Genomic DNA, 21,434 nt, shown 5'->3' on the forward strand with positions numbered 1-21,434 from the left:
TCCCGCCTCGGGCAGACCATCGGCAGTCGAGTGGATCTTCGGTACCCCCTGCGGCGACCACGTCCCGGGCCGTCCGCGCCGGGTCCCGGACGGCGGTCCCGGGGCGGGTCGGACGGGCGGGTCGACCGGCGGCCCTGACCCGCCCGCGCGCGCCGTACCCTGGCTGCGTGAGCCTCCCCGAACCTGCCGAGCTGCTCCCGGACCTGGACCGGTGGCGGGGACTCCCCGCCGCCCAGCAGCCGGAGTGGCCCGACCGGGCCGCGCTGGACGCCGTGCTGTCCACCCTCACCACCGTGCCGCCCATCGTGGCGCCGGCCGAGGTCGACACCCTGCGCCAGCAGCTGGCCGACGTGGCCCAGGGCAAGGCGTTCCTGCTGCAGGGCGGTGACTGCGCGGAGACGTTCGACCTGAACACCGAGCCGCACCTGCAGGCGACCACCCGCACGCTGCTGCAGATGGCCGTCGTCCTGACGTACGGCGCGAGCGTGCCGGTGGTCAAGGTGGGCCGGGTGGCCGGGCAGTACGCCAAGCCGCGCAGCTCCAACACCGACGCGCTCGGCCTGCCGTCCTACCGGGGCGACATGGTCAACTCGCTCAACCCGGTGCTCGAGGAGCGGATCCCCGACCCGAACCGGCTGGTGCGCGCCTACGCCAACTCCGCGGCCGCGATGAACATGATCCGCGCCTACGCCCGGGGTGGGCTGGCCGACCTGCACGCGGTGCACGACTGGAACAAGGACTTCGTGGCCAGCTCCCCGGCCGGGGTGCGCTACGAGGTGATCGCCCAGGAGATCGACCGGGCGCTGGCGTTCATGAAGGCCTGCGGCATCGATGACGCCGCACTGCGCGGGGTCGAGCTGTACAGCAGCCACGAGGCGCTGATCCTGGACTACGAGCGGGCCCTGCTGCGGATGTACGAGGGCCGCCCGTACGCGCTGTCCGCGCACTTCGTCTGGGTGGGGGAGCGCACCCGGCAGATGGACGGCGCGCACATCGAGTTCGTCTCCAAGCTGGCCAACCCGATCGGGGTCAAGATCGGCCCCACCACGACGCCGGAGCAGGCGACCGAGCTGGTGGAGCGGCTGGACCCCGAGGGCGTCCCCGGCCGGCTCACGCTGATCAGCCGGATGGGCAACGGCAAGGTCCGCGACGTCCTGCCCGGCATCGTGGAGAAGGTCACCGCCAGCGGCCACCAGGTGGTCTGGCAGTGCGACCCGATGCACGGCAACACCCACGAGTCGCCCAGCGGCTACAAGACCCGGCACTTCGACCGGGTGGTCGACGAGGTGCTGGGCTTCTTCGACGTGCACCGGGGCCTGGGCACCTGGCCCGGCGGCATCCACGTGGAGCTCACCGGTGAGGACGTCACCGAGTGCCTCGGCGGGGCGATGGAGATCAGCGACGACGACCTCAACAGCCGGTACGAGACGGCCTGCGACCCGCGGCTGAACACCGGCCAGTCGCTGGAGCTGGCGTTCCTCGTCACGGAGATGCTCCGTGGCTGACGAAGGACCCCACTGCCCCCCACCACTCGCAGGCTCGCGGCGGGCCCCTGCAGCGGGGCCGGGAAGCACGGCGGAATGACGATCTCCAACGGCGGGTCGGTCGACCTGCGCTCGGACACCCTGACCCGGCCGACCGCGGCGATGCGCCGCGCGATGGCCGAGGCGCTCGTCGGCGACGACGTCTACCGCGAGGACCCGACGGTCAACGCGCTGGAGGAGCGGGTCGCCGAGCTGTTCGGCCACGAGGCCGCGCTGTTCGTCCCGTCGGGGACGATGGGCAACCAGATCGGCCTGCGGCTGGTCTGCGAGCCGGGTCAGGAGGTGCTCGGGGACGCCGACGCGCACGTGCTGACCTACGAGATGGGCGCTGCCGCGGCGCTGTTCGGGCTCTCCTCGCGCACCGTGGTGTCCGAGGGGGGCCGGCTGTCGGCCGACCAGCTGATCGCCCAGGTGCGCCCGCACGGCGACTGGCACCTCACCGCCACGGCGGCGATCGCGGTGGAGAACACGCACAACCGCGGTGGCGGTCTGGTGCAGCCGCTGGCCGAGCTGGAGCGGCTGTTCGAGTGGTCCCGCACCGCCGGGGTCAACGTGCACCTGGACGGCGCCCGGGTGTTCAACGCCTCCGTCGCCAGCGGCGTCCCGCTGTCCACCTACGGCCGGCTGGCCGACACCGCCTCGGTCTGCCTGTCCAAGGGGCTGGGCGCGCCGGTCGGCTCGGTGCTGGTCGCCGGCGCCGAGCGGATCGCCGCCGCCCGGCTGTGGCGCAAGCGGCTCGGCGGCGGCATGCGACAGGTCGGGGTGCTCGCTGCTGCGGCGGCGTACGCCCTGGGCCACCACCTCGACCGGCTGGCCGAGGACCACGAGCACGCCCGGCTGCTGGCCGAGCGCCTCGGCGTGGACCCGGCGACGGTGGAGACCAACATGGTGGTCGTCGACGACGTGCCGGCCCCGGCGGTGGCCGAGGCGGCCAGGGCGCAGGGTGTGCTGGTCGGCCAGGTCAGCGCCCGGCGGGTCCGGCTGGTCACCCACCTGGACGTCGACCGGGCCGGGGTGGAGCACGCGGCGAAGGTGCTCACCCAGGTGATCGGGGACCTCGCCGGCCGCTGAGGCCCGGGGCAGCCCGTCCCGAGTCCGAACCGAGACGGGCGACGACTCGCGCTCGGGTGATCATGACTGAGACAGTGGGGCCCTCGTCCGCGGCCGCGGGCGAGACCGCGTCGCCGTCGACACGAAGAGGTCCCCCGTGCCAGAAGTCGAACCCGCCCTGGGTACCACGCCCCTGTTGTTGATCGCGGTGGCCGCGGTCGCCGTGCTGCTGGTCCTGATCATGAAGTTCAAGGTGCACGCGTTCGTGGCGCTGGTGCTGGTCAGCCTGCTGACCGCGCTGGCGACCCGGATCCCGGTCGGTGACGTCATCGACACCCTGCTCGCCGGGTTCGGCTCGACCCTGGCCAGTGTCGCGTTGCTCGTCGGCCTGGGCGCGATGATCGGCAAGCTGCTGGAGGTCACCGGCGGCGCCACCGTGCTCGCCGACTCGATGATCAACCGGTTCGGGGAGAAGCGGGCGCCGCTGGCCCTCGGCGTCGCCTCGCTGCTGTTCGGCTTCCCGATCTTCTTCGACGCCGGCTTCGTCGTCTTCCTGCCGATCATCTTCAGCGTCGCCCGCCAGTTCGGCGGGTCGGTGCTCATCTACGCGCTGCCCTCGGCGGGTGCGTTCGCGGTCATGCACGCCTTCGTGCCCCCGCACCCCGGTCCGGTGGGCGCCGGCGACATCCTGGGCGCCGACATCGGCCTGCTGGTGATCGTCGGCCTCGTCGTCGGGCTGCCGACCTGGTTCATCTCCTGCTACCTGTTCAGCCAGTGGATCGGCCGGCGCGTGCCGGTCTCGATCCCCTCGACCCTGGCCGGGCGGAAGTCCGAGGCCGACGACTCCCGGGTCGACAGCGACGCCGACGACCCGGACGGCCCGCGCGACGGCGGCGGCGCCACCGCGGCCGGCGGGACGGCGACCGCGACCGCCACCCGCACCGGTCCGCCGAAGTTCAGCACCGTGCTCACCCTGCTGCTCCTGCCGCTCGTGCTCATCCTGCTCAACACCGGCTTCAACACCCTGGCCACTGCCGGCGCGGTCGACGAGGACGCCGGCTGGCTGGACTGGGTGACGTTGCTCGGCCAGACGCCGGTGGCGCTGCTGATCACCCTGCTGGTGGCGGCGGCCGTGCTCAGCCGGGAGCGCTTCTCCCGGTCCGAGACCGAGGACCTGCTCAACTCCTCCATCGGGCCGGTCGCAGCGATCATCCTGATCACCGGTGCCGGTGGGATGTTCGGTGGCGTGCTGCGGGCCAGCGGCATCGGCACCGCGCTGGCCGACAGCCTGGAGTCCATCGGCCTGCCGGTCATCGTCGCCGCCTTCGTGATCGCCACCTGCCTGCGGGTGGCGCAGGGCTCGGCGACGGTGGCGCTGCTGACCACTGCCGGCCTGATCGCGCCGGCGGTGGCCGAGGGTGACCTGTCCCGGCTGGACACCGCCCTCGTCGTCATCGCCATCGCCTGTGGTGCCACCGTGCTCTCCCACGTCAACGACTCGGGCTTCTGGCTGGTGGGCCGGTTCCTGGAGATGGACGTGAAGACCACCCTGCGCACCTGGACGGTGATGGAGACGCTGATCGGCGTCGTCGGCTTCGCGATCGCCTGGGTGCTGAGCCTGATCGTCTGACCTGTACGCCCGACCCCCGGATGCCGGGGCCGGGTCGCCCGCGCAGCGGACGGCCCGGCCCCGGGGTGTGGGTAGGCGCCGGGTCAGTAGGCGCTGAACAGCAGGTCGTTGTTCGCCGTCCGGGTGGTGGACACCCGGTCCTTGGTGGTCCCCGCGGTGATCGCCGCCGACACCGTCGCCGGGGACGCCGCGGGGTTGCCCTGCAGGTACAGCGCCGCGACACCGGCCACGTGCGGGGTGGCCATCGACGTCCCGCTGATCGTGTTGGTCGCGGTGTTGCCGGTGTACCAGTCGCTGATGATGCCCACGCCAGGGGCGAACAGGTCCACGCAGTTGCCGTAGTTGCTGAACGAGGCCGGGGCGTCGTTCCGGTCGGTCGCGCCGACGGTCAGGGCCGCGCCCACCCGCGACGGCGAGCCGCCGCAGGCGTCCTGCGGGACGCCCCGGGCATCGCCGTTCCCGGCGGCCACGGCGTAGGTGACGCCGTCGGCGATGGACCGCTGCACGGCCGCATCGACGGCGGTGCTGATGCCTCCACCCAGGCTCATGTTCGCCACCGCGGGAGCGCCGGCGGTGTGGTGCGCGGTGACCCAGTCGATGCCGGCGATGACCCCGGCGTTGCTGCCGCTGCCGGCGCAGTCCAGCACCCGGACCGCGACCAGGCGCGCGCCCTTCGCGACGCCGTGGGTCGTGCCGCCCACGGTGCCGGCGACGTGCGTGCCGTGGCCGTTGCAGTCGTCGGCGCTGCCGCCGTCGATGGCGTCGTAGCCGGAGACCGCGCGGCCGCCGAAGTCGGCGTGCGAGAGCCGGATGCCGGTGTCGATGACGTAGGCGGTGACCCCGGCGCCGGTGGCGGTGTAGCTGTAGGAGCCCGACAGCGGCAGCGCCCGCTGGTCGGTGCGGTCCAGCCCCCAGGTGGCGCGGGTCTGGGTGGCCTCCAGCTGCACCGGGGCGTCCCGCTCCACCGCGGCGACGCCGGGCAGGGTGGCCAGCCGGCCGGCCACGGCCGTCGGGAGCTCGACGGCGAAGCCGGTGAGTGCGGCGGTGTAGACGTGCTCGACCTCGCCGTCGAACCGCTGGGCGGCCTGGGCGGCGATGGCGGCCGCGGGAGAGCCGGGCACGAGGCTCACGATGTAGGTGTCCAGCGGGGCGGCGGGAGCGGCGGCGGCGGTGCCGGTGGTCGCGCCGAGGCCGGCGACGGTCAGCGCGGCGACGGTGCCGGTGACCAGAGTCCTTCGGATGTGCACGGTCGGTTCTCCTCGGTCCGGGGGAGTCGCACTGTGAGGTGCGACGCAGACACGGAGAGTGAAGCCGGACGGTTCACGTGGCGGAAGAGAAAACCGCGTGCAATCGATTGTGTGCGGCGCGTTACGACGTCCGGGCGCGTCGCGCCGGTCAGTCCGGCAGCGTCGTCCCGTCGCGCAGCGCGCTCAGCAACGCGATGTCCCTGGCGTGGCCGTCGTCCGCGCTGGGCGTCTCCACCACGACCGGCATCCCGGCCATGGCCGGATGGGTGAGCAGCTCGGCGAAGGGGGCGGCGCCGATCGAACCGGCGCCGATCGTGGTGTGCCGGTCCCGGGTCGAGCCGCAGGCGTCCAGGGAGTCGTTGGCGTGCACCAGGCCCAGCCGGCCCGGGCCGACGGTCGCGGTCAGCGCGTCCAGGGTCGCCGCCATCCCGCCGGGCGTGGCCAGGTCGTGCCCGGCGGCCCAGGCGTGACAGGTGTCGAAGCAGATGCCGACCGCCGGGTGCTGCTCCAGCGCCGCGAGGTAGGGGCCGAGGTCCTGCACCGTCGCGGCCAGCGACTTCCCGCCACCGGCGGTCGGCTCGATCAGCAGCCGGGGCCCGCTCTCGGGGAGTGTCTCCAGCACCGGCAGCAGCCGCTCGTGCAGCTGGGTCAGCGCCGCCTCGTAGCGGTCCTCGCCGACCGCCGACCCGGCGTGCACCACGACCCCGGCGCAGCCGAGCTGAGCGCCGCGGGCCAGGTTGTGCTCGATGGTGGCGATCGACTGCGCCACGGTCGCCTCGCTCGGCGAGCCCACGTTCACCAGGAACGGCGTGTGGATGAACGAGGGCACCCCGCGCTCGGCGCAGCCGGCGGTGAAGGCGGCGTCCTGCGCCGGGTCGCCGGCGCTGGGCCTCCAGCCGCGGGGGTTGCCGACGAACACCTGGACGGCGCGGGCGCCGACGGCGTCGGTGTAGGCCAGGCCGCCCTTGGCCAGGCCGCCCTTGATCTGGATGTGCGCCCCGATGGGCGGCGGTGCGGTGGCTGGGGGGTCGGCAGAGAGCAGAGCGGTGCTGGCGGAGGTCACGAGGAGGAGGTCACCCGAAGCTGATGAGGATGCGGACGGTGCTGCCCTGGTCGACGACCTCGCCGGCCTTGGGACTCTGGTTGAACACGCGGTCACCGGCGATGAACGTCTCGCTCTGCACCTGCAGCCCGGCCGCCTCGAGCGCGGCGGTCGCCTCCTCCGCGGACTGACCGCGGACGTCGGGCACGGTGACCTGCGGGACGCCGATCGAGACGGTGATGGTGACGTCGCTGCCGTAGGGCTGGGCGCCGTCGCCCGGGCCCGGGCTGACCGCCATGACCGCACCGGTGGACACCTCGGCGCTGCGCCCCTCGTCCCGGGAGACGGTGAAGCCCAGCTGCTCCAGGTTGTCCTGCGCGGCGTCCGGGGACTGGCCGACCACGTTGGGGACGTCGACCGGCGCGCGGCCCTGCGACACCACCGCGGTGACGGTCTCGCCGCGCTTGAGCGGGGCGCCGGCGGCGGGCTCGAAGGCGATGACGCTGCCGGCCGGCACGTCGGAGTCGAACTCCTCGCGGGACAGCAGCGCCACCGGCACGCCCTCCAGCGCCGCCTGCACCGCCTCCAGCGGCTGGTTCACCAGCGCCGGGTCGACGCTGAACCGTTCAGGCCCCTTGGAGACGACGAGCTCGACGTCGGAGTTGCGGATGGCCTCCGCGCCGGCGGCGGGCTCGGCGGAGATCACCACGCCGGCGGGCACGTCCTCGCTGAACTGCTCCTCGCCGAACACCGGGTCCAGCCCCGCCTCCTGCAGCATCCCGACGGCGGTGTCCTGGTCCTGGTTGACCAGGTCGGGGACGTCGGTCCAGCGCCCGGAGCCCAGCCACCAGCCGATGGCGGCGATGGTGACCGCGAGCAGCAGCACCAGGGCCAGGGCGAACCGTGCCCGGCGGCGGCGGATGTGCGACGGCACCCCGGGGCGGACCGGCGCCGGCCGGGCACCGCCGACGTGCGTGGTGGCCCCGGCGCCGGTGCCCGGCAGCACGGTGGTGCCGCGGCCGGGGCGCATCCCGCCGAGCACCTCGGTGCGCGGGTCGCCGTCCCGCGGGCCCGGCGAGCTGGGCTGCCGGGGGCGCGGGGCGGTGGGCCGGTTGGTCGGCCGCAGCGTGGCGGTCGGGTTGTCCGCCGGGCGCCCGGTGGGCACCGGCACCCGGGCCAGGCCCAGGTCGGCGCGCACGTCGGTGAGCTCGGCCAGGAAGGCGCCGGCGTCCAGCGGGCGGGCCGCCGGGTCGCGCCGGGTGGTGCGGGTGACCAGCTCGTCGACCTGCCAGGGCACCGAGGCGACCTCGGCCGACGGTGCGGGGACGTCGTGGTGCACGTGCTGGTAGGCCACCGCCAGCGGGGTGTCCCCGGCGTAGGGCGGGTGGCCGGTGAGCAGCTCGTAGAGCATCACGCCGGCCGCGTAGACGTCGCTGCGGGCGTCGCTGCGGCCGCGCTCGAGCTGCTCGGGCGAGAGGTAGGCGACGGTGCCGATCAGCACCCCGCCGGTGTGGCTGGTCTGCCCGGTGCCGGCGACGGCGCGGGCCAGGCCGAAGTCGGCCACCTTGACCTGGCCGTCGGTGGAGATCAGCACGTTCTCCGGCTTGACGTCGCGGTGCGCGATGCCGGCCCGGTGCGCGGCGGTCAGCCCGGCCAGCACCGGCTCCAGCACGGCGAACGCCTCGCCGACGGTGAGCCGGCCGCGGGCCTGCAGCAGGTCGCGCAGCGTGCGGCCGCGGACCAGCTCCATCACCAGGTAGACCAGCCCCTGGTCGCTGCCCTGGTCGCTGACCGAGACGACGTTGACGTGGCTGAGCATCGCGGTGGCCCGCGCCTCACGGGTGAACCGGTCGACGAAGGCGGGGTCGTGCGCCAGGTGCTCGGCCATCACCTTGACCGCCACGGTGCGGTGCAGCCGCAGGTCGGTCGCGGCGTAGACGGTGGACATGCCGCCGCGCGCCAGGCGCTCCTCGAGGCGGTAGCGCCCCTCGAGGACGAGGCCGACCACGGGGTCGGTCACGACGGTCTCCACGGGGGCGAGTCTAGGAGCGGATCGGGCCTCGTGGACCCAGCGACGCGGACGACGAGGTCACGGTCTGGACACCGGTGACCGGGAGTGACCAGGTGGACGGATGGGGTCTGGGGGTCTGGTCGCCGGGTGCTGGACGTGGCCAGTGGGACGGCCGTGGCCGGACGGCGCGCCGACCCGGTGGCCAGCGGACCGGAGCCCGGCTGTCCCGGCACCGGCGGCAGGCAGCTCAGCGGCCCGGGGCTCGACGGCGTGGAGGTCAGCGGCCCGGGGCTCAGCGGCCCGGGGCTCAGCGGCTCGGGGCTCGGCGGCCCGGGGCTCGGCAGCCCGGGGCTCAGCGGCCCGGCCACGGTGCCCGGACGACGGTGTCCTGCGGGACCGCCGCGACGTCGTCCAGTCCGCACAGGGCCATGGTGTGCGCCAGCTCCTCGGTCAGCCCGCTGATCACCCGCGCCACGCCGTCGGCACCACCGGTGGCCAGCCCCCAGGCGGTGGGCCGGCCGAGGAAGACCGCGCGGGCGCCCAGCGCCAGCGCGGTGAGCGCGTCGGAGCCGGTGCGGATGCCGCCGTCGGCGTAGACCTCGACCTCGTCGCCCACCGCGGCCACCACCTCCGGCAGCGCCTCGGCGCTGGCGATCGCCGGGTCGGCCTGCCGGCCGCCGTGGGTGGACACCCAGACCGCGGCGGCCCCGGCGGCCACGCACCGCGCGGCGTCGTCGCCCCGCAGCACGCCCTTCACCACGACCGGCAGCCCGGACAGCTCGGCGTACCGGCCGATGTCGGCGAACGTCCAGGTGGGCGTCTCGGCGGCCGGCAGCGGTGGGCCGCCGGCCGCCGGCGGGTGGTTGGCCAGCGGCAGCCCGGCGGGCAGCGCGAAGTCGTGCCGCAGGTCGCGGTGCCGGCGGCCGAGCACCGGCAGGTCGACGGTGAGCACCAGGGCGCGGTAGCCGGCCTGCCCGGCGCGGCGGGCCAGGTCGTCGGTGTGGGCGGGGGAGTGCAGCCGGTACAGCTGGAACCATCGTGGCCCGGCCGGGGTGGCGGCGGCGACGTCGGCCAGGGCGGTGTTCGCGCTCGTCGAGACGGTCATCAGCGCACCGGCCGCGGCCGCGCCCCGGGCCGTGCCGAGCTCGCCGTCCGGGTGGGCCAGGGCCTGGTGGGCCCAGGGCGCGACGCCGATCGGGGTCGCCACCTCGGTGCCCAGCAGGGTGGTGCCCAGCCGGACCGCGGTCACGCCGCGCAGCACGTGCGGGCGCAGCCGCCAGGCCCGCCAGGCGGCCGGCGCCTCGGCCAGCGTCGTCTCGGTGCCGGCGCCGCCGGCGTAGTAGTCGAAGACATCGCCCGGCAGCACCTCCCGGGCCCGGGCCTCCAGTGCGTCGAGGTCCAGGAACGGCGGCTCGCGGCCCGGGTCGTCCGGGGTCGCCGTCTCCCCGGCCGTGCGCTGCGGCTGGCTGAGCCGGGGAGCCTGCGCCGGGCCGTCGCTGCGCGCCATGGCCGCAGCCTAGGGAACCTGCCGCCCCGTCGCCGGGGTTCCGTGATCGGCGGCGGGGTGTGGCCGGGCGCCGCTCCCGCCCCGGGCGGACCACGGCGCGGCCCTGACGGACCACGCCCCGGCGGGCGGGCCGGCGGCCGACCTAGGCTGACGGGGTGGACACGCTCACCCCTGCCGAGGTCGCCCAGCAGCTCGGCGTCTCGACGAACAAGGTCCGTCAGCTCATCGCCGAGCGGAAGCTCATGGCGGTCCCCGGCAGCGGCAACAGCAAGATCCCGGTCGACTTCGTGCAGGAGGGGGCGATCCTCAAGCACCTCCCCGGTCTGCTGACCGTCCTCTACGACGGTCGCTTCACCGACGAGGAGGCCTTCGAGTGGCTGTTCCGCGAGGACGACTCGCTGCCGGGCACCCCCGTCCAGGCGCTGCGGGACGACCGGCACACCGAGGTCACCCGCCGGGCCCAGGCCCTGGCGCTGTAGTCGCCGGCCGATGGGGCACCTGACCTACCTCGCGCTGCTGGTCGGCTGCCTCGTGGTGACCGCGCCGCTGGAGCTGCTGCTGGGCGTGCGGGTCTACGCGCGCTGGCGCCGGCTGCTGCTGGCGGTCGTGCCGGAGTTCGTCGTCTTCGTGGTCTGGGTGCTGTACGCCATCGCCGAGGGCCACTGGGACTACAGCAGCACCCGCACCATCGACGTCCGGCTGCCCGGTGGCATCCCGGTGGAGGAGGTGCTCTTCTTCCTCGTCGTCCCGGTGTGCGCGGTGCTGGCGCTGGAGGCGGTGCGCAAGGTGACCGGCTGGGACGCCGGCTACCCGGCCGAGGAGGCCCTGCGGGACGAGGAGGTGGGCCGGCGATGACCTACTCGCAGATCGCGGTGGTGGTGCTGGTCGCCGTCCTGGTCGTGGACCTGGCGGTGCTGCGCACCCGGCTGGTGACCCGGCCGGTGTTCTGGGTCGCCTACGCCATCGTCATCACCTTCCAGCTGCTGATGAACGGCGTGCTCACCGGGCTGGACGTGGTGACCTACGACCCGGACACCATCTGGGGTCCGCGGATCGCCTACGCCCCGGTGGAGGACCTGCTGTTCGGCTTCGCCCTGGTGCTGCTCACCCTGGCCAGCTGGGCGGCGGTCAACCGGCGGGCGAACACCGCCAGGCGCCGCGGCTTGGACACCGACACCCGGCGGTCCAGCACCCGGTAGTCCGCGCGCTCGATCTCGGTGAGGATGCCGCCGTACAGGTCGGTGGCGGCCCGGACGCAGTCCCGCGACTCCGGGGCCAGCATCGGCGTGCCGGGGGCGGCGTCGTCGTACCGGCGGCGGACCACCTCGACCATCTCCCGCATGAGCTGGCGGAACCGGTCGTCGAACCGTTTGGCCGCCAGCTGCTCGCGGGTGACCCCGTGCGCGGCCATCAGGTCGGCGGGCAGGTAGACCCGGCCGCGGTCCACGTCCTCGGCGACGTCACGCAGGAAGTTGGTCAGCTGGAAGGCCTCGCCCAGCGCGATGGCGTGCGGTGCGGCCTCCTCCCGGGCGACGCCGGGTGCCGTGCCGAGCACCGGGAGCACCTGCAGGCCGATCACCGACGCCGAGCCCCACATGTACCGGTCCAGGGCGGCCAGGTCGGCGTAGCCGTCGACGTCGAGGTCGCTGGTCATCGCGGCCAGGAAGTCGACCAGGTGCTCCAGCGGGATGTCGTACCGCCGGTAGGTGTGCACCAGCGCCAGCCGCACCGGGTCGTCGGACCAGCCGGCCTCGACCTCCTCCAGCGCCGCCTTGGACCAGGCCAGCAGCTCGCCCTCGGGGTCGCGGCCGGGCAGGTCGGCGCCGACGTCGACGATGTCGTCGGCCACCCGGGCGGCGGCGTACAGCGCGTGCACGGCCGGTCGGCGGTCGGGGGTGAGCAGCCGGGTGGCCAGGAAGTAGGACTTGCCGTGCTCGGCGGCGATGCCGCGGCAGACGGCGTAGGCGGCGTCCAGCCGGGCCTGCTGTTCGGCCCGGCCGGGCGGCGGGACGGCGGTCACGCCCGCACCCCGGTGATCCGCTCGGCGGCGAGCCGGCCGCTGATCACGACCATCGGGACGCCGACGCCCGGCTGCACCGACGAGCCGGCCAGCACCACGTTCTCCGGGCCGCTGCGCGGCAGCGTGGACGGCCGGAACGGGCCGGTCTGCCCGAAGGTGTGCGCCAGCGCGAACGGCGTGCCGGCGGCCATGCCCTGCGCCGCCCAGTCCAGCGGGGTCAGCATGCTCTCCACCTCGATCGCCTCGCCCACGCCGGTCCAGCCACGGGCCTCCAGGGTGGTCAGCAGCTCCTCCCGGTAGCGGGGGGCCAGCGCCGGCCAGTCGAGCCGGTCGTTGCCGCCGCTGCGCGGGTCCAGGTTCGGCGTCGGGGCGACCACGCTGAGCACCTGGCCGCCCTCGGGCGCCAGCGAGCGGTCGGTCACCGACGGCATGGAGATGAGCAGGCTGGGGTCGCTCATCGGCCTCCCCGTCCGGGTCAGCTCGTCGAACACCTGCTGCCAGGCGTGGCCGAAGCTGATCGTGTGGTGCGCCTGCCCGGGCAGCTCGGCGCGCACGCCCAGGTGCAGCGCCACGCAGGACGGTGAGTAGACCGGCCGGCGCGGGCCGCGCACGCCGGGCACCAGCAGGTGCGGGGCGTCGGCGGTGACGACGACGGCGTCGGCGGGCAGCCGGTCGCCGCCGGCCAGCCGGACGCCGGTGACCCGCCCGCCGGCCAGGTCGAGCTCGGTGACGTCGGTGTCGTAGCGGAACTCCACCCCGGCGTCGGCGGCGGCCGCGGCCATCGCCCGGGGGACGGCGCCGATCCCGCCCTGCGGGTGCCAGACGCCGGCGCCGATGTCCAGCTGGGCGATGACGGCGTAGGCGGCGATCGCCCGGAACGGCGAGACGCCGGCGTAGAGGGCCTGGAAGCTGAACAGCCGGCGCAGCCGGTCGTCGGTGAACGCCGCCTCGACGTGCTTGGAGAGCCGGCGGAAGCCGCCGCGGCGGACCAGGGTGAGCAGCTCGGGGCCCAGCAGGTCCAGCGGGGAGTCCAGGTTGCGGTCGATGAAGGTGCGCAGCTGCAGCCGGTACAGCTCGGCGAGGTCGTCGAGGTAGCGGAGCAGCGCGGCGGCCTCACCCGGCCCGCAGAGGCGCTCCACCTCGGCGGCGAACGCGGACCGGTCGGCGTGCACGTCCAGGTGCGAGCCGTCGGCGAACTGCGCCCGGTAGGTGGTGTCCAGCGGGGTGAGGGTCAGCCGGTCGGCCATCCGCTCACCGACGGCGGCGAACGTCTCCTCGATCAGCTCCGGCGCGGTGAAGACCGAGGGGCCGGTGTCCAGGGTGTAGCCGGCCCGGCCGACCACACCGGCCCGCCCGCCGGGCCCGGGGCAGCGGTCGACGACGGTGACCTCCCGGCCCGCGCCGCGCAGCCGCAGCGCCGCGGACAGCCCGGCCAGGCCGGCACCCACGACGACCACCCGGTCGGTGCGCCCGGGGACGGTGCGCAGTGGGCGGTCCAGCAGCGGGCTCACGCGGCGCGGCTGGTGGCGGCGACGGCGAGGGCGTCCAGCGCGCGGCAGGCGTCGGCGGCCAGCGGCGCGTCGGCGATCGCCCGGCGGGCGGCCCGGGTCTGCGCGGCGATCCGCTCCTCCACCCGGTCCAGCGCGCCGGTGCGGGTCATCAGCGAGCGCACCTCGTCCAACTGGTCGCCGTCCGCGGCGGAGTTGCCCAGGGCGCCGGCGAGCAGGGCGCGCCCGTCGCCGTCCGTGGCCTCCTCGGTGAGGGCCACCAGCAGCGTGCGCTTGCCCTCGCGCAGGTCGTCGTCGGCGGACTTGCCGGTGACCGCGGGATCGCCGAACACGCCCAGCACGTCGTCCCGGAGCTGGAAGGCCTCACCCAGCGGCAGCCCGATGGCGGTGCAGACCTCCAGCGCCTCGGGGCCGGCGGCGGCCAGCGAGGCGCCCAGCTGCAGCGGCCGCTGGACGGTGTAGCCGGCGCTCTTGTAGCGGGCCACGGCCAGCGCACCGGCCGGCCCCGGCAGCCCGCCGGCGGCGCGCAGCAGGTCCAGGTACTGGCCGGCGGTGACCTCGGTGCGCATGGTGTCCCAGACCGGGCGGGCGCGGGCCAGCGCGCCGGCGGAGATGCCCGAGCGGCGCAGCAGCTCGTCGGACCACACCAGTGCCAGGTCACCGACCAGGATCGCGGCGCCCACGCCGAAGGTCGCCGGGTCGCCGTCCAGGGAGTCGCCGTCGTGCCGGTCGGCGAACCCGACGTGGGTGGCCGCCCGGCCGCGACGGGTCACCGCGGCGTCCATGACGTCGTCGTGCACCAGGGCGCTGCTGTGCACCAGCTCCAGGGCAGCCACGGCGCGCAGCACGGCGTCATCGGCCTCGGCGGCCGGGTCCTCGCTGTCGACGAAGGCCCGCCACCCCCAGTAGGCGAACGCCGGGCGCAGCCGCTTGCCGCCACCGGCGACCGCGGCCACCTCGTCGGCCACCGGCACGAGCTCGGCGGCCATGTTGGCCAGCGTCTCCCGCTGCTCGGTGAGGAAGGACCGCAACGCCGTCTCGACCGCACCCCGGAGACGGCCGAGATCGGCCGCCTCGAGGACCGGGGCGAGGAGGCCGTCGGCGGAGGAGTCGCGCTGCTGCGTCCCTGCTGTCACACGGCGAGTATTGCCCAACTCGGCGGTGTGCGACTCCGATCGGGTGAGGTGAGCCCGATGTGGGGCCGCGGCCCCGTACTCTCGCCTGTCATGACCGGCACCGTGCGCGAGCTGTTGCAGTCCGAGCAGCCCACCTGGTCCTTCGAGTTCTTCCCGCCGCGTGACGCGGCGGCCGAGGGGCAGCTGTGGACGGCGCTGCGCCAGCTGGAGCAGCTACGGCCCTCGTTCGTCTCGGTGACCTACGGGGCGGGCGGGTCGACCCGCGAGGGCACCGTGTCGGTGACCGAGCGGATCGCCACCGACACCACGATGCTGCCGATGGCGCACCTGACCGCGGTCGACCACAGCATCGCCGAGCTCCGGCACGTGGTCAGCCGGCTGGCCGACGCCGGGGTGCGCAACCTGCTCGCGCTGCGCGGCGACCCGCCGGGCGCCGACCCGCAGGCCGAGTGGACGGCGCACCCGCAGGGGCTGCAGTACGCCGCGCAGCTGGTCGAGCTGATCAAGGGCATGGGCGACTTCTCGGTCGGCGTCGCCGCCTTCCCGGAGAAGCACCCGCGGTCGGTGGACTTCGACAGCGACACCGACATGTTCGTGGCCAAGTGCCGGGCCGGCGCGGACTTCGCGATCAGCCAGATGTTCTTCCGGGTCGAGGACTACCTGCGGCTGCGCGACCGGGTGACGGCGCGCGGCTGCGACGTCCCGGTCGTCGCCGGGGTCATGCCGGTCACCAACGCCCGGCAGATCTCCCGGATCGTGCAGCTGTCCGGGCAGGCGTTCCCGACCGAGCTGGCCGACCGGTTCGCCGAGCTGGACGGCGACACCCCCGAGCACAAGCAGGCGGTGCGCGCCTACGGGGTCGAGGTGGCCACCGAGATGTGCCGGCGACTGCTGGCCGAGGGCGTGCCGGGCATCCACTTCATCACCATGAACCGCTCGACCGCCACGCGTGAGGTGTGGTCGAACCTGGCCGGCGCCGACCTGGTCAGCTGAGCAGCTCCTCGGCCTCCTGGGCGGCGCGACGCAGGCCCTCCCGCTCGGCGGCGTAGCCACCGACCACGCCGACGACCGGCAGCTGGGCCAGCGCGCGGTGCCGCAGCTTGCCCTTCGGGCGGGCGTCCAGGGCGTCGTCCACCCGGCTGAGCAGGCGGGCGGCCCGCCAGATGCCGCGGGCGACGCCGGCCGCGCCGGAGCGGTCCGCGCCGAGCGCCTCGTCCAGGTAGACGCCCCGGCTGCGCGCCAGCAGCGGGGTCACCCGGTCGGCGGGCAGGTCGCGGTCCAGCAGCACCCGGGCCAGCAGCGACACCCGCTCGGCCGGCTCATCGACCCCGTGCGCCCGGGCGACCCCGAGCACGACCAGCGCCTGGACGGCGGAGCCGACGGTGTTCTGCAACGGCAGCAGGTCGGCGACCTTGCCGGCGAACCGCGGTGCGGCCGACACCCCGGCGGCGACCCGGCTGACCTGCTCGGCCCACCAGTCGGCGCGCTCGGCGGGCGAGAGCCGCGGCGGGCGACCGAGGCGCTGGACGAGCGGGCCGAGGCCGGCGTCCACCCGGCGCAGCACGTCGACGACCACGGCGTCACTGATCGGGGCGGCCATGGCGTCCGACCGTAGGTGCCGCGGCCCGGGTCCGCAGGACCAGCGCGACGGACCGGCACGTCGGCGCGGCTGCCGGGGCGGCCGGGCCGCTACCGTGCCGCCGTGGTCATCGGGGCCGCCATCCTGGCCGTCGTCGTGCTGGCCGCGCTCGCCGTGCTGCAGGCCCTGCTGGCTGCCGGCCGCCCGTACGGGCAGCTGGCCTGGGGCGGGCAGCACCGCGTGCTGCCGCGCCGGCTGCGGATCGGCAGCGCGGTGTCGATCGCGCTGTACGCCGTCTTCGGCTGGGTGCTGGTCCGGGCTGCGGTCGAGGCGCCCACGGCCGGGCGTGCGCTGGAGGTGGCCGTCTGGGTGCTCACCGGGTACTTCGTGCTGGGCGTGCTGGTGAACGCGGCCTCGCGCAGCCGGCCCGAGCGGGCGGTGATGACCCCGGTCTGCCTGGTGCTGGCCGCCTGCTGCCTGGTCGTGGCGCTGGCCTGACCGCGCTCGACCACCGGGGTGGCGGGGCCGTCGTACCGTGGCCGGGTGGCTCGACGGCGGACCGGAGCAGCCCGCCGCTGGGCACTGGTGGTGGGCCTGGTCGCCGTGCTCCTTGCGCTGCCCTCGGTGATCGGCGCGCTGCCCGCCTCCGACGCCGGCACGCCCGCGGCCGACCTGCGCCGGGCGGTGCTGGCGTCTGCCGACGTCCCGTTCGCCGGGTACGCGCAGTCCGCCGGCGGACTCGACCTGCCGGTGGGCGACCAGCTCACCTCGGCAGCCGACCTGTTCAGCGACCGGACGACGATGCGCGCCTGGTACCGCGGCCCGGCCGACTGGCGGGTGGACGTCGTCGCACCGACCGGCGAGACCGGGGTGCACGCCGACCCGGGCGGCACCTGGACCTGGACCTGGGAGCGGGCGGTGGCCACCCGGACGGCACCGAGCCCGCTGGCGCTGCCCACCGCGCCGGACCTGCTGCCCAGCGCCCTGGGCCGCCGGCTGCTGTCGGAGGCCACCGACGCCGAGCTGACCCGGGTCGGCGCCGAGCGGGTCGCCGGGCGGGACGCGCTGGGCGTGCGGCTGCGCCCGGCCGACGCGGCGTCGTCGGTGAGCCGGGTCGACGTGTGGGTGGACGAGGCCAGTGGGGTGCCGCTGCGGGTGCAGGTCTTCGGCGCCGACGGCGACCGGCCGGCGCTGGACACCAGCTTCCTGGAGTTCGAGCCGACCACCCCGCCGGCCGAGGTGACCGCCTTCGACCCACCGGCCGACGCCGAGCTGCGGGAGGGGCAGGACGCCCAGCTGCTGCAGTCCGCCGTCCGCGCCGCGGAGGACGGCCGCCGGGTGCGGCTGCCGGCGGCGCTGGCCGGGCTGGACCGCCGCACCATCGAGGGAGCGCCGCGTTCGGTCGGGCTCTACGGGCGCGGCGTGACCCTGCTCGCGGTCAGCCCGCTGCCGGGACGGGCCGCCGACGGCCTGCGCGACGCGCTGGTCCGGGCGCCGGGCGCGGTCGTCGACGACTTGGGCGTGCGCATCTCCGCCGGGCCGCTGGGCCTGATGCTGGTGGACGGCGAGGACGGCCCGGTGCTGCTCACCGGCACGGTCGAACTGGACGCCCTGGCCGCCGCGGCGACCGAGCTGGTGCCGGCGTGGTGAGCGAGGCGGTGATCCAGACCGCCGGGCTGGTCAAGCGCTACGGGCAGCTGCGCGCGGTCGACGGCATCGACCTGGACGTGCGGGCCGGTGACGTCTACGGCTTCCTCGGCGCGAACGGCTCGGGCAAGACCACCACCGTGCGGATGCTGCTGGGCCTGGTGCTGCCCACCCGGGGCGAGGTGCGGCTGCTGGGCGAGCCGATGCCCCGCGCCGCCCGCCGGGTGCTGCCGAGGGTCGGTGCGCTGATCGAGGGCCCGGCGCACTACGGGCACCTGTCCGGCCGGGCGAACCTGGCGCTGCTGGACGCCGCCGGGCCCGGCGGGTCACGGCGCACCCGCACCGCCCGGATCGACACCGTGCTGGAGCAGGTCGGCCTGGCCGGCGTCGGGCGCAAGCCGGTCAAGGCCTACTCGCTGGGCATGCGCCAGCGGCTGGGGCTGGGGGCTGCGCTGCTGCGCCGTCCGGAGCTGCTGGTGCTCGACGAGCCGACCAACGGGCTGGACCCGCAGGGCATCCACGAGATCCGTGACCTGCTGCTGGAGCTGCACCGCGGCGGGACGACGGTCTTCCTCTCCAGCCACCTGCTGGCCGAGGTGGAGCAGCTGTGCACCCGGGTCGGGGTGCTCGACCGCGGCCGGCTGGTGCTGCAGGACCAGCTGGCCACCCTGACCGCGCCCACCGGCGCGACGATCGTGCAGACCCCGGACCCGGGGCGGGTGCGGGCGGCCCTGGACGGCCGGGTGCTGCGCACCGACGGCGACCGGGCCGTGGTGCGTGGCGCCGACCCGGCCGAGGTCAACGCCGCGCTGGTCGCCGCCGGGGTGCCGGTCACCGGCCTGGCGCTGGAACGCCCGACCCTGGAGGAGGTGGTGCTGGCCGCGGCGAGCACCAGCGCCGACCGGGTGGAGGCGCCGGGGGAGCGGGGGCGCCGGTGATCGCCGTCGAGCTGCGCAAGCTGTTCCGCCGTCCCCGCACCTGGGTGACGATCGGCCTGCTCAACGGGCTGCCGGTGCTCGTCGCCGTGCTGCTCGCCCTCACCGACCTGGCGCCGCGGCCGGGCGAGGGGCCGGTGTTCCTCTCCGCGGTGCTGACCAACGGCACGCTGTACCCCCTGGCGGCGCTGGCCATCGTGCTGCCGCTGTTCCTGCCGATCGCGGTCTCCGTCGTCGCCGGGGAGGCGGTCGCGGGGGAGGCGCAGGCCGGCACGCTGCGCTACCTGCTGGCCCGCCCGGCCGGACGCACCCGGCTGCTGGTCGCCAAGCTCGTCGCGGTCATCGCCTTCGTGCTGGTCACCGTGGTGGTCGTGGCCGCGGTCGGCTACCTGACCGGGCAGCTGCTGTTCGACGTCTCACCGATCGGCGGGACGGCGCTGTCGGGCACCACGCTGACCAGCCAGGAGATCGCCGGTCGGACGCTGCTGGCGATCGGCTACGTCACCGTCTCGATGCTCGGGGTGGCCGCGTTCGCGCTGTTCTTCTCCACCCTCACCGACTCCCCGCTGGGCGCGACGCTGGGAGCGCTGGCGGTGCTGATCGCCTCGTCGCTGCTGTTCACCCTGGACGCGGCGTCGGCGTTCGCGCCCTACCTGCCCACCCGGTACTGGCTGGCCTTCGTCGACCTGTTCCGCGACCCGATCCTGTGGCGCGACGTCGTCCGCGGGGTGGCGCTGCAAGGGGTCTACGTGGTGGTGCTGGTCGGCGCGGCGTGGGCCAACTTCACCACCAAGGACGTCACCTCCTGAGCCGGCGGGCCGAGGCGTCGTCGGCTCGGCCCTGACGGTCAGAAGGTGAAGCGGTGGACGCCGGCGCGCAGGTCGGTGGCCATCCGGGCCAGCTCGTCCACCGCCGCCCGGGTCTGGCCCAGCGCCCCGGTGGTCGAGGACGCCGCCGTCGAGACCCCGGTGATGTTGCCGGCGATCTCCGCCGCCCCGCCGGCGGCCTCCTGCACCGACCGGGACATCTCGGCCGTGGTCGCGGTCTGCTCCTCCACCGCGCTGGCGATGGTGAGCTGGAAGTCGTTGATCGAGGCGATCACCGCGCTGATCCGGCCGATCGCGGTCACCGCACCGGCGGCGTCGCCCTGGATCGCCTCGACCCGGCGGGCGATGTCCTCGGTGGCCCGGGCGGTCTCCAGCGCGAGCTCCTTGACCTCGGTGGCGACGACGGCGAAGCCCTTGCCCGCCTCACCGGCCCGGGCGGCCTCGATGGTGGCGTTGAGCGCCAGCAGGTTGGTCTGCTCGGCGATGGAGGTGATGGTCTTGACCACCGCGCCGATCTCCTGGCTGGAGGTGCCCAGGGCCTCGATCGTCCCGGTGGTGGCCTGCGCCTCGGCCACGGCACTGGCGGCGACGCGGGCCGCTTCGGCGGCGTTCGAGCTGATCTCCCGGATGCTGGCGCCCATCTGCTCCGCGCCGGCCGCGACGGTCTCGACGCTGCGGGAGACCTCACCGGCCGAGGTGGCGACGACCCCGGACTGGGCGGACGTCTCCTCGGCGGCGGCGGAGATCTGGGCGGCCGAGGCGCTGAGCTCCTCCGAGCTCGCGGCGACGGCGTCGGCCGATCCGCTCACCGCGGACAGCACGGTCCGCAGCTCGGCCAGAGCGCCGTCCAGGGCGGCCGCGGTCTGGCCGACCTCGTCGCGGGAGGTGACGTCGGCGGTCCGGGTGAGGTCGCCGGCGGCGAGGGCCTGCGCGCTGGCCTGCAGCCGGCGCAGGCCGCCGCTGATCGCCCGGGCGACGAGGATGCCCGCGGTCAGCGCGGCCAGCGCGCCGAGGACGATGACGACCGCCAGCACGGTGCGGGTCTGCTCGTACTCCTCGGTCGCGGCGGCCGCCGTCGCGGCGGCGTTGGTGGCGCGCTGCTCGGCGAGTTCGTTGATCTGCCCGATGATCTCGGTCGCGATCGGGGTGATGGTCGACTCGCGGGCGGCGGACCAGCCGGCGAGGTCGCCGGCGTCGGCGAGCGCGTCCAGCCCGACCATCGCGGCCTGGTACTCGGTGATGCCGTCCAGCACGGCCTCGATCAGCGCACGGCCGGAGTCCGACGGGTGGGTCGCCAGGTAGCTGTCGGCCGCGGCGGCGAGCCCGGCGTAGGCGTCCTGCCGGGCCTGCAGGTACTTCGCCCGGTCGGCCGCGGTGGTGGCCACCGCGTAGTTGGTGCCGGCCAGCCGGACGGCGAAGAAGTCCGAGCGCACCGCCTCGACCTGCGCGGTGCCGATGACCTCCTGGTCGTACATCTGGGTGGTCGCGTCCGCGGTGTGCCCCAGGCTGCGCAGGCCGAGCAGGCCGACGAGGACGGCGACGAGCACTGCGGTGCCGACCGCAGCGACGATCTTGGTGGTGATGCCCCAGCGCGGGCGGGACGGGGTGGTGGTGCCGGGCACGAGATGCCTCCGTGGCTGCGTGATCACGAGCGGCGCCGTCCTGGCGCCTCGCACTCGGTAATGACCCAGCTACTTCCGGTCATGCCCCATTCGGTTGTGCCTCACCCGAAGTGGGTGCCCGGCGCAACC

At 75.2% G+C, this 21,434-nt stretch carries 19 protein-coding genes and 1 pseudogene; 11 read left to right on the plus strand and 9 right to left on the minus strand.

What is annotated here, in order from left to right:
- Positions 1-167 precede the first annotated feature (167 nt).
- The 3 genes from Q1A09_RS13125 to Q1A09_RS13135 all read left to right on the plus strand — a co-directional run bounded on the left by Q1A09_RS13125 (position 168) and on the right by Q1A09_RS13135 (position 4,224).
- On the plus strand, positions 168-1,505 hold the full coding sequence (locus Q1A09_RS13125; protein WP_222193494.1) for a class II 3-deoxy-7-phosphoheptulonate synthase: 1,338 nt from the start codon (positions 168-170) through the stop codon (positions 1,503-1,505).
- Positions 1,506-1,580: 75 nt separating this feature from the next.
- On the plus strand, positions 1,581-2,615 hold the full coding sequence (locus Q1A09_RS13130) for a low specificity L-threonine aldolase (protein WP_299955600.1): 1,035 nt from the start codon (positions 1,581-1,583) through the stop codon (positions 2,613-2,615).
- A 175-nt stretch (positions 2,616-2,790) separates the two neighbouring features.
- Positions 2,791-4,224 carry a GntP family permease gene (locus tag Q1A09_RS13135; protein ID WP_299955602.1) on the plus strand — a complete coding sequence of 478 codons (1,434 nt, stop codon included), beginning with the start codon at positions 2,791-2,793 and terminating at the stop codon, positions 4,222-4,224.
- A gap of 83 nt (positions 4,225-4,307) precedes the next feature.
- Here the strand turns inward: Q1A09_RS13135 and Q1A09_RS13140 are convergent, their stop codons facing one another.
- The 4 genes from Q1A09_RS13140 to Q1A09_RS13155 all read right to left on the minus strand — a co-directional run bounded on the left by Q1A09_RS13140 (position 4,308) and on the right by Q1A09_RS13155 (position 10,031).
- Entirely contained in the window at positions 4,308-5,471 is a 1,164-nt protein-coding gene (locus Q1A09_RS13140; protein ID WP_299955604.1) for a S8 family peptidase, read from the minus strand.
- Positions 5,472-5,619: 148 nt separating this feature from the next.
- On the minus strand, positions 5,620-6,534 hold the full coding sequence (locus Q1A09_RS13145; RefSeq protein WP_299955606.1) for a deoxyribonuclease IV: 915 nt from the start codon (positions 6,532-6,534) through the stop codon (positions 5,620-5,622).
- A gap of 10 nt (positions 6,535-6,544) precedes the next feature.
- The gene (gene pknB, locus Q1A09_RS13150; RefSeq protein WP_299955608.1) at positions 6,545-8,545 is read right to left on the minus strand and encodes a Stk1 family PASTA domain-containing Ser/Thr kinase; all 2,001 of its coding nucleotides are present in this window, start codon (positions 8,543-8,545) and stop codon (positions 6,545-6,547) included.
- 331 nt (positions 8,546-8,876) lie between these two features.
- Positions 8,877-10,031 carry an alpha-hydroxy acid oxidase gene (locus Q1A09_RS13155; protein ID WP_299955610.1) on the minus strand — a complete coding sequence of 385 codons (1,155 nt, stop codon included), beginning with the start codon at positions 10,029-10,031 and terminating at the stop codon, positions 8,877-8,879.
- 155 nt (positions 10,032-10,186) lie between these two features.
- On the opposite strand from Q1A09_RS13155, the gene Q1A09_RS13160 reads away from it, so the two are divergent.
- The 3 genes and pseudogenes from Q1A09_RS13160 to Q1A09_RS13170 form a co-directional block, all read left to right on the plus strand.
- Positions 10,187-10,510 (plus strand): Rv2175c family DNA-binding protein, encoded by a 324-nt coding sequence (locus Q1A09_RS13160; protein ID WP_299955611.1) that lies wholly within the window; start codon positions 10,187-10,189, stop codon positions 10,508-10,510.
- Between the two features lie 10 nt (positions 10,511-10,520).
- Complete coding sequence (locus Q1A09_RS13165; RefSeq protein WP_299955613.1) at positions 10,521-10,886, plus strand: lycopene cyclase domain-containing protein; 366 nt, start codon at positions 10,521-10,523, stop codon at positions 10,884-10,886.
- A pseudogene (locus tag Q1A09_RS13170) lies at positions 10,883-11,092 on the plus strand (lycopene cyclase domain-containing protein); the annotation flags it as partial. The gene Q1A09_RS13165 and the pseudogene Q1A09_RS13170, both read left to right, overlap by 4 nt.
- Here the strand turns inward: Q1A09_RS13170 and Q1A09_RS13175 are convergent.
- From Q1A09_RS13175 to Q1A09_RS13185, 3 genes are read right to left on the minus strand one after another with little or no spacing between them, the layout of a single operon-like run.
- Positions 11,089-12,051 (minus strand): phytoene/squalene synthase family protein, encoded by a 963-nt coding sequence (locus Q1A09_RS13175; protein ID WP_299955615.1) that lies wholly within the window; start codon positions 12,049-12,051, stop codon positions 11,089-11,091. The pseudogene Q1A09_RS13170 and the gene Q1A09_RS13175 overlap by 4 nt on opposite strands.
- Complete coding sequence (crtI, locus tag Q1A09_RS13180; RefSeq protein WP_299955617.1) at positions 12,048-13,562, minus strand: phytoene desaturase family protein; 1,515 nt, start codon at positions 13,560-13,562, stop codon at positions 12,048-12,050. Before crtI ends, Q1A09_RS13175 begins: the two co-directional genes overlap by 4 nt.
- Positions 13,559-14,695 carry a polyprenyl synthetase family protein gene (locus Q1A09_RS13185; RefSeq protein ID WP_299955619.1) on the minus strand — a complete coding sequence of 379 codons (1,137 nt, stop codon included), beginning with the start codon at positions 14,693-14,695 and terminating at the stop codon, positions 13,559-13,561. The genes crtI and Q1A09_RS13185 overlap by 4 nt, the downstream gene beginning before the upstream one ends.
- A gap of 90 nt (positions 14,696-14,785) precedes the next feature.
- On the opposite strand from Q1A09_RS13185, the gene metF reads away from it, so the two are divergent.
- Positions 14,786-15,688: a methylenetetrahydrofolate reductase [NAD(P)H] gene (metF, locus tag Q1A09_RS13190; RefSeq protein WP_299955621.1), complete on the plus strand. Its 903-nt coding sequence runs from the start codon at positions 14,786-14,788 to the stop codon at positions 15,686-15,688.
- Here metF and Q1A09_RS13195 read toward each other — a convergent pair.
- Complete coding sequence (locus tag Q1A09_RS13195) at positions 15,681-16,295, minus strand: hypothetical protein (RefSeq protein ID WP_299955623.1); 615 nt, start codon at positions 16,293-16,295, stop codon at positions 15,681-15,683. The two genes, metF and Q1A09_RS13195, sit on opposite strands and share 8 nt — an antisense overlap.
- Before the next feature lie 102 nt (positions 16,296-16,397).
- Between Q1A09_RS13195 and Q1A09_RS13200 the strand changes: the two genes are divergently transcribed.
- From Q1A09_RS13200 to Q1A09_RS13215, 4 genes are read left to right on the plus strand one after another with little or no spacing between them, the layout of a single operon-like run.
- Positions 16,398-16,772 (plus strand): hypothetical protein, encoded by a 375-nt coding sequence (locus Q1A09_RS13200; protein ID WP_299955625.1) that lies wholly within the window; start codon positions 16,398-16,400, stop codon positions 16,770-16,772.
- A 45-nt stretch (positions 16,773-16,817) separates the two neighbouring features.
- Entirely contained in the window at positions 16,818-17,924 is a 1,107-nt protein-coding gene (locus tag Q1A09_RS13205) for a sigma-E factor regulatory protein RseB domain-containing protein (RefSeq protein ID WP_299955626.1), read from the plus strand.
- Complete coding sequence (locus Q1A09_RS13210; protein ID WP_299955628.1) at positions 17,921-18,859, plus strand: ABC transporter ATP-binding protein; 939 nt, start codon at positions 17,921-17,923, stop codon at positions 18,857-18,859. The genes Q1A09_RS13205 and Q1A09_RS13210 overlap by 4 nt, the downstream gene beginning before the upstream one ends.
- Positions 18,856-19,665 (plus strand): ABC transporter permease, encoded by an 810-nt coding sequence (locus tag Q1A09_RS13215; protein WP_299955629.1) that lies wholly within the window; start codon positions 18,856-18,858, stop codon positions 19,663-19,665. The genes Q1A09_RS13210 and Q1A09_RS13215 overlap by 4 nt, the downstream gene beginning before the upstream one ends.
- Before the next feature lie 38 nt (positions 19,666-19,703).
- Here Q1A09_RS13215 and Q1A09_RS13220 read toward each other — a convergent pair whose 3' ends face one another.
- Positions 19,704-21,305 (minus strand): methyl-accepting chemotaxis protein, encoded by a 1,602-nt coding sequence (locus tag Q1A09_RS13220; RefSeq protein ID WP_299955631.1) that lies wholly within the window; start codon positions 21,303-21,305, stop codon positions 19,704-19,706.
- Between the last annotated feature and the right edge of the window lie 129 nt (positions 21,306-21,434).

The organism is uncultured Modestobacter sp. (assembly GCF_947486615.1).
Classification (GTDB): Bacteria; Actinomycetota; Actinomycetes; order Mycobacteriales; family Geodermatophilaceae; genus Modestobacter.

Excerpts from the sequence above, each read along its gene's own strand:
- Q1A09_RS13130 (WP_299955600.1), top strand. The coding sequence starts at position 1,581 with ATGACGATCTCCAACGGCGGGTCGGTCGACCTGCGCTCGGACACCCTG.
- Q1A09_RS13155 (WP_299955610.1), bottom strand. The coding sequence starts at position 10,031 with ATGGCGCGCAGCGACGGCCCGGCGCAGGCTCCCCGGCTCAGCCAGCCG.
- Q1A09_RS13165 (WP_299955613.1), top strand. The coding sequence starts at position 10,521 with ATGGGGCACCTGACCTACCTCGCGCTGCTGGTCGGCTGCCTCGTGGTG.
- metF (WP_299955621.1), top strand. The coding sequence starts at position 14,786 with ATGACCGGCACCGTGCGCGAGCTGTTGCAGTCCGAGCAGCCCACCTGG.
- Q1A09_RS13195 (WP_299955623.1), bottom strand. The coding sequence starts at position 16,295 with ATGGCCGCCCCGATCAGTGACGCCGTGGTCGTCGACGTGCTGCGCCGG.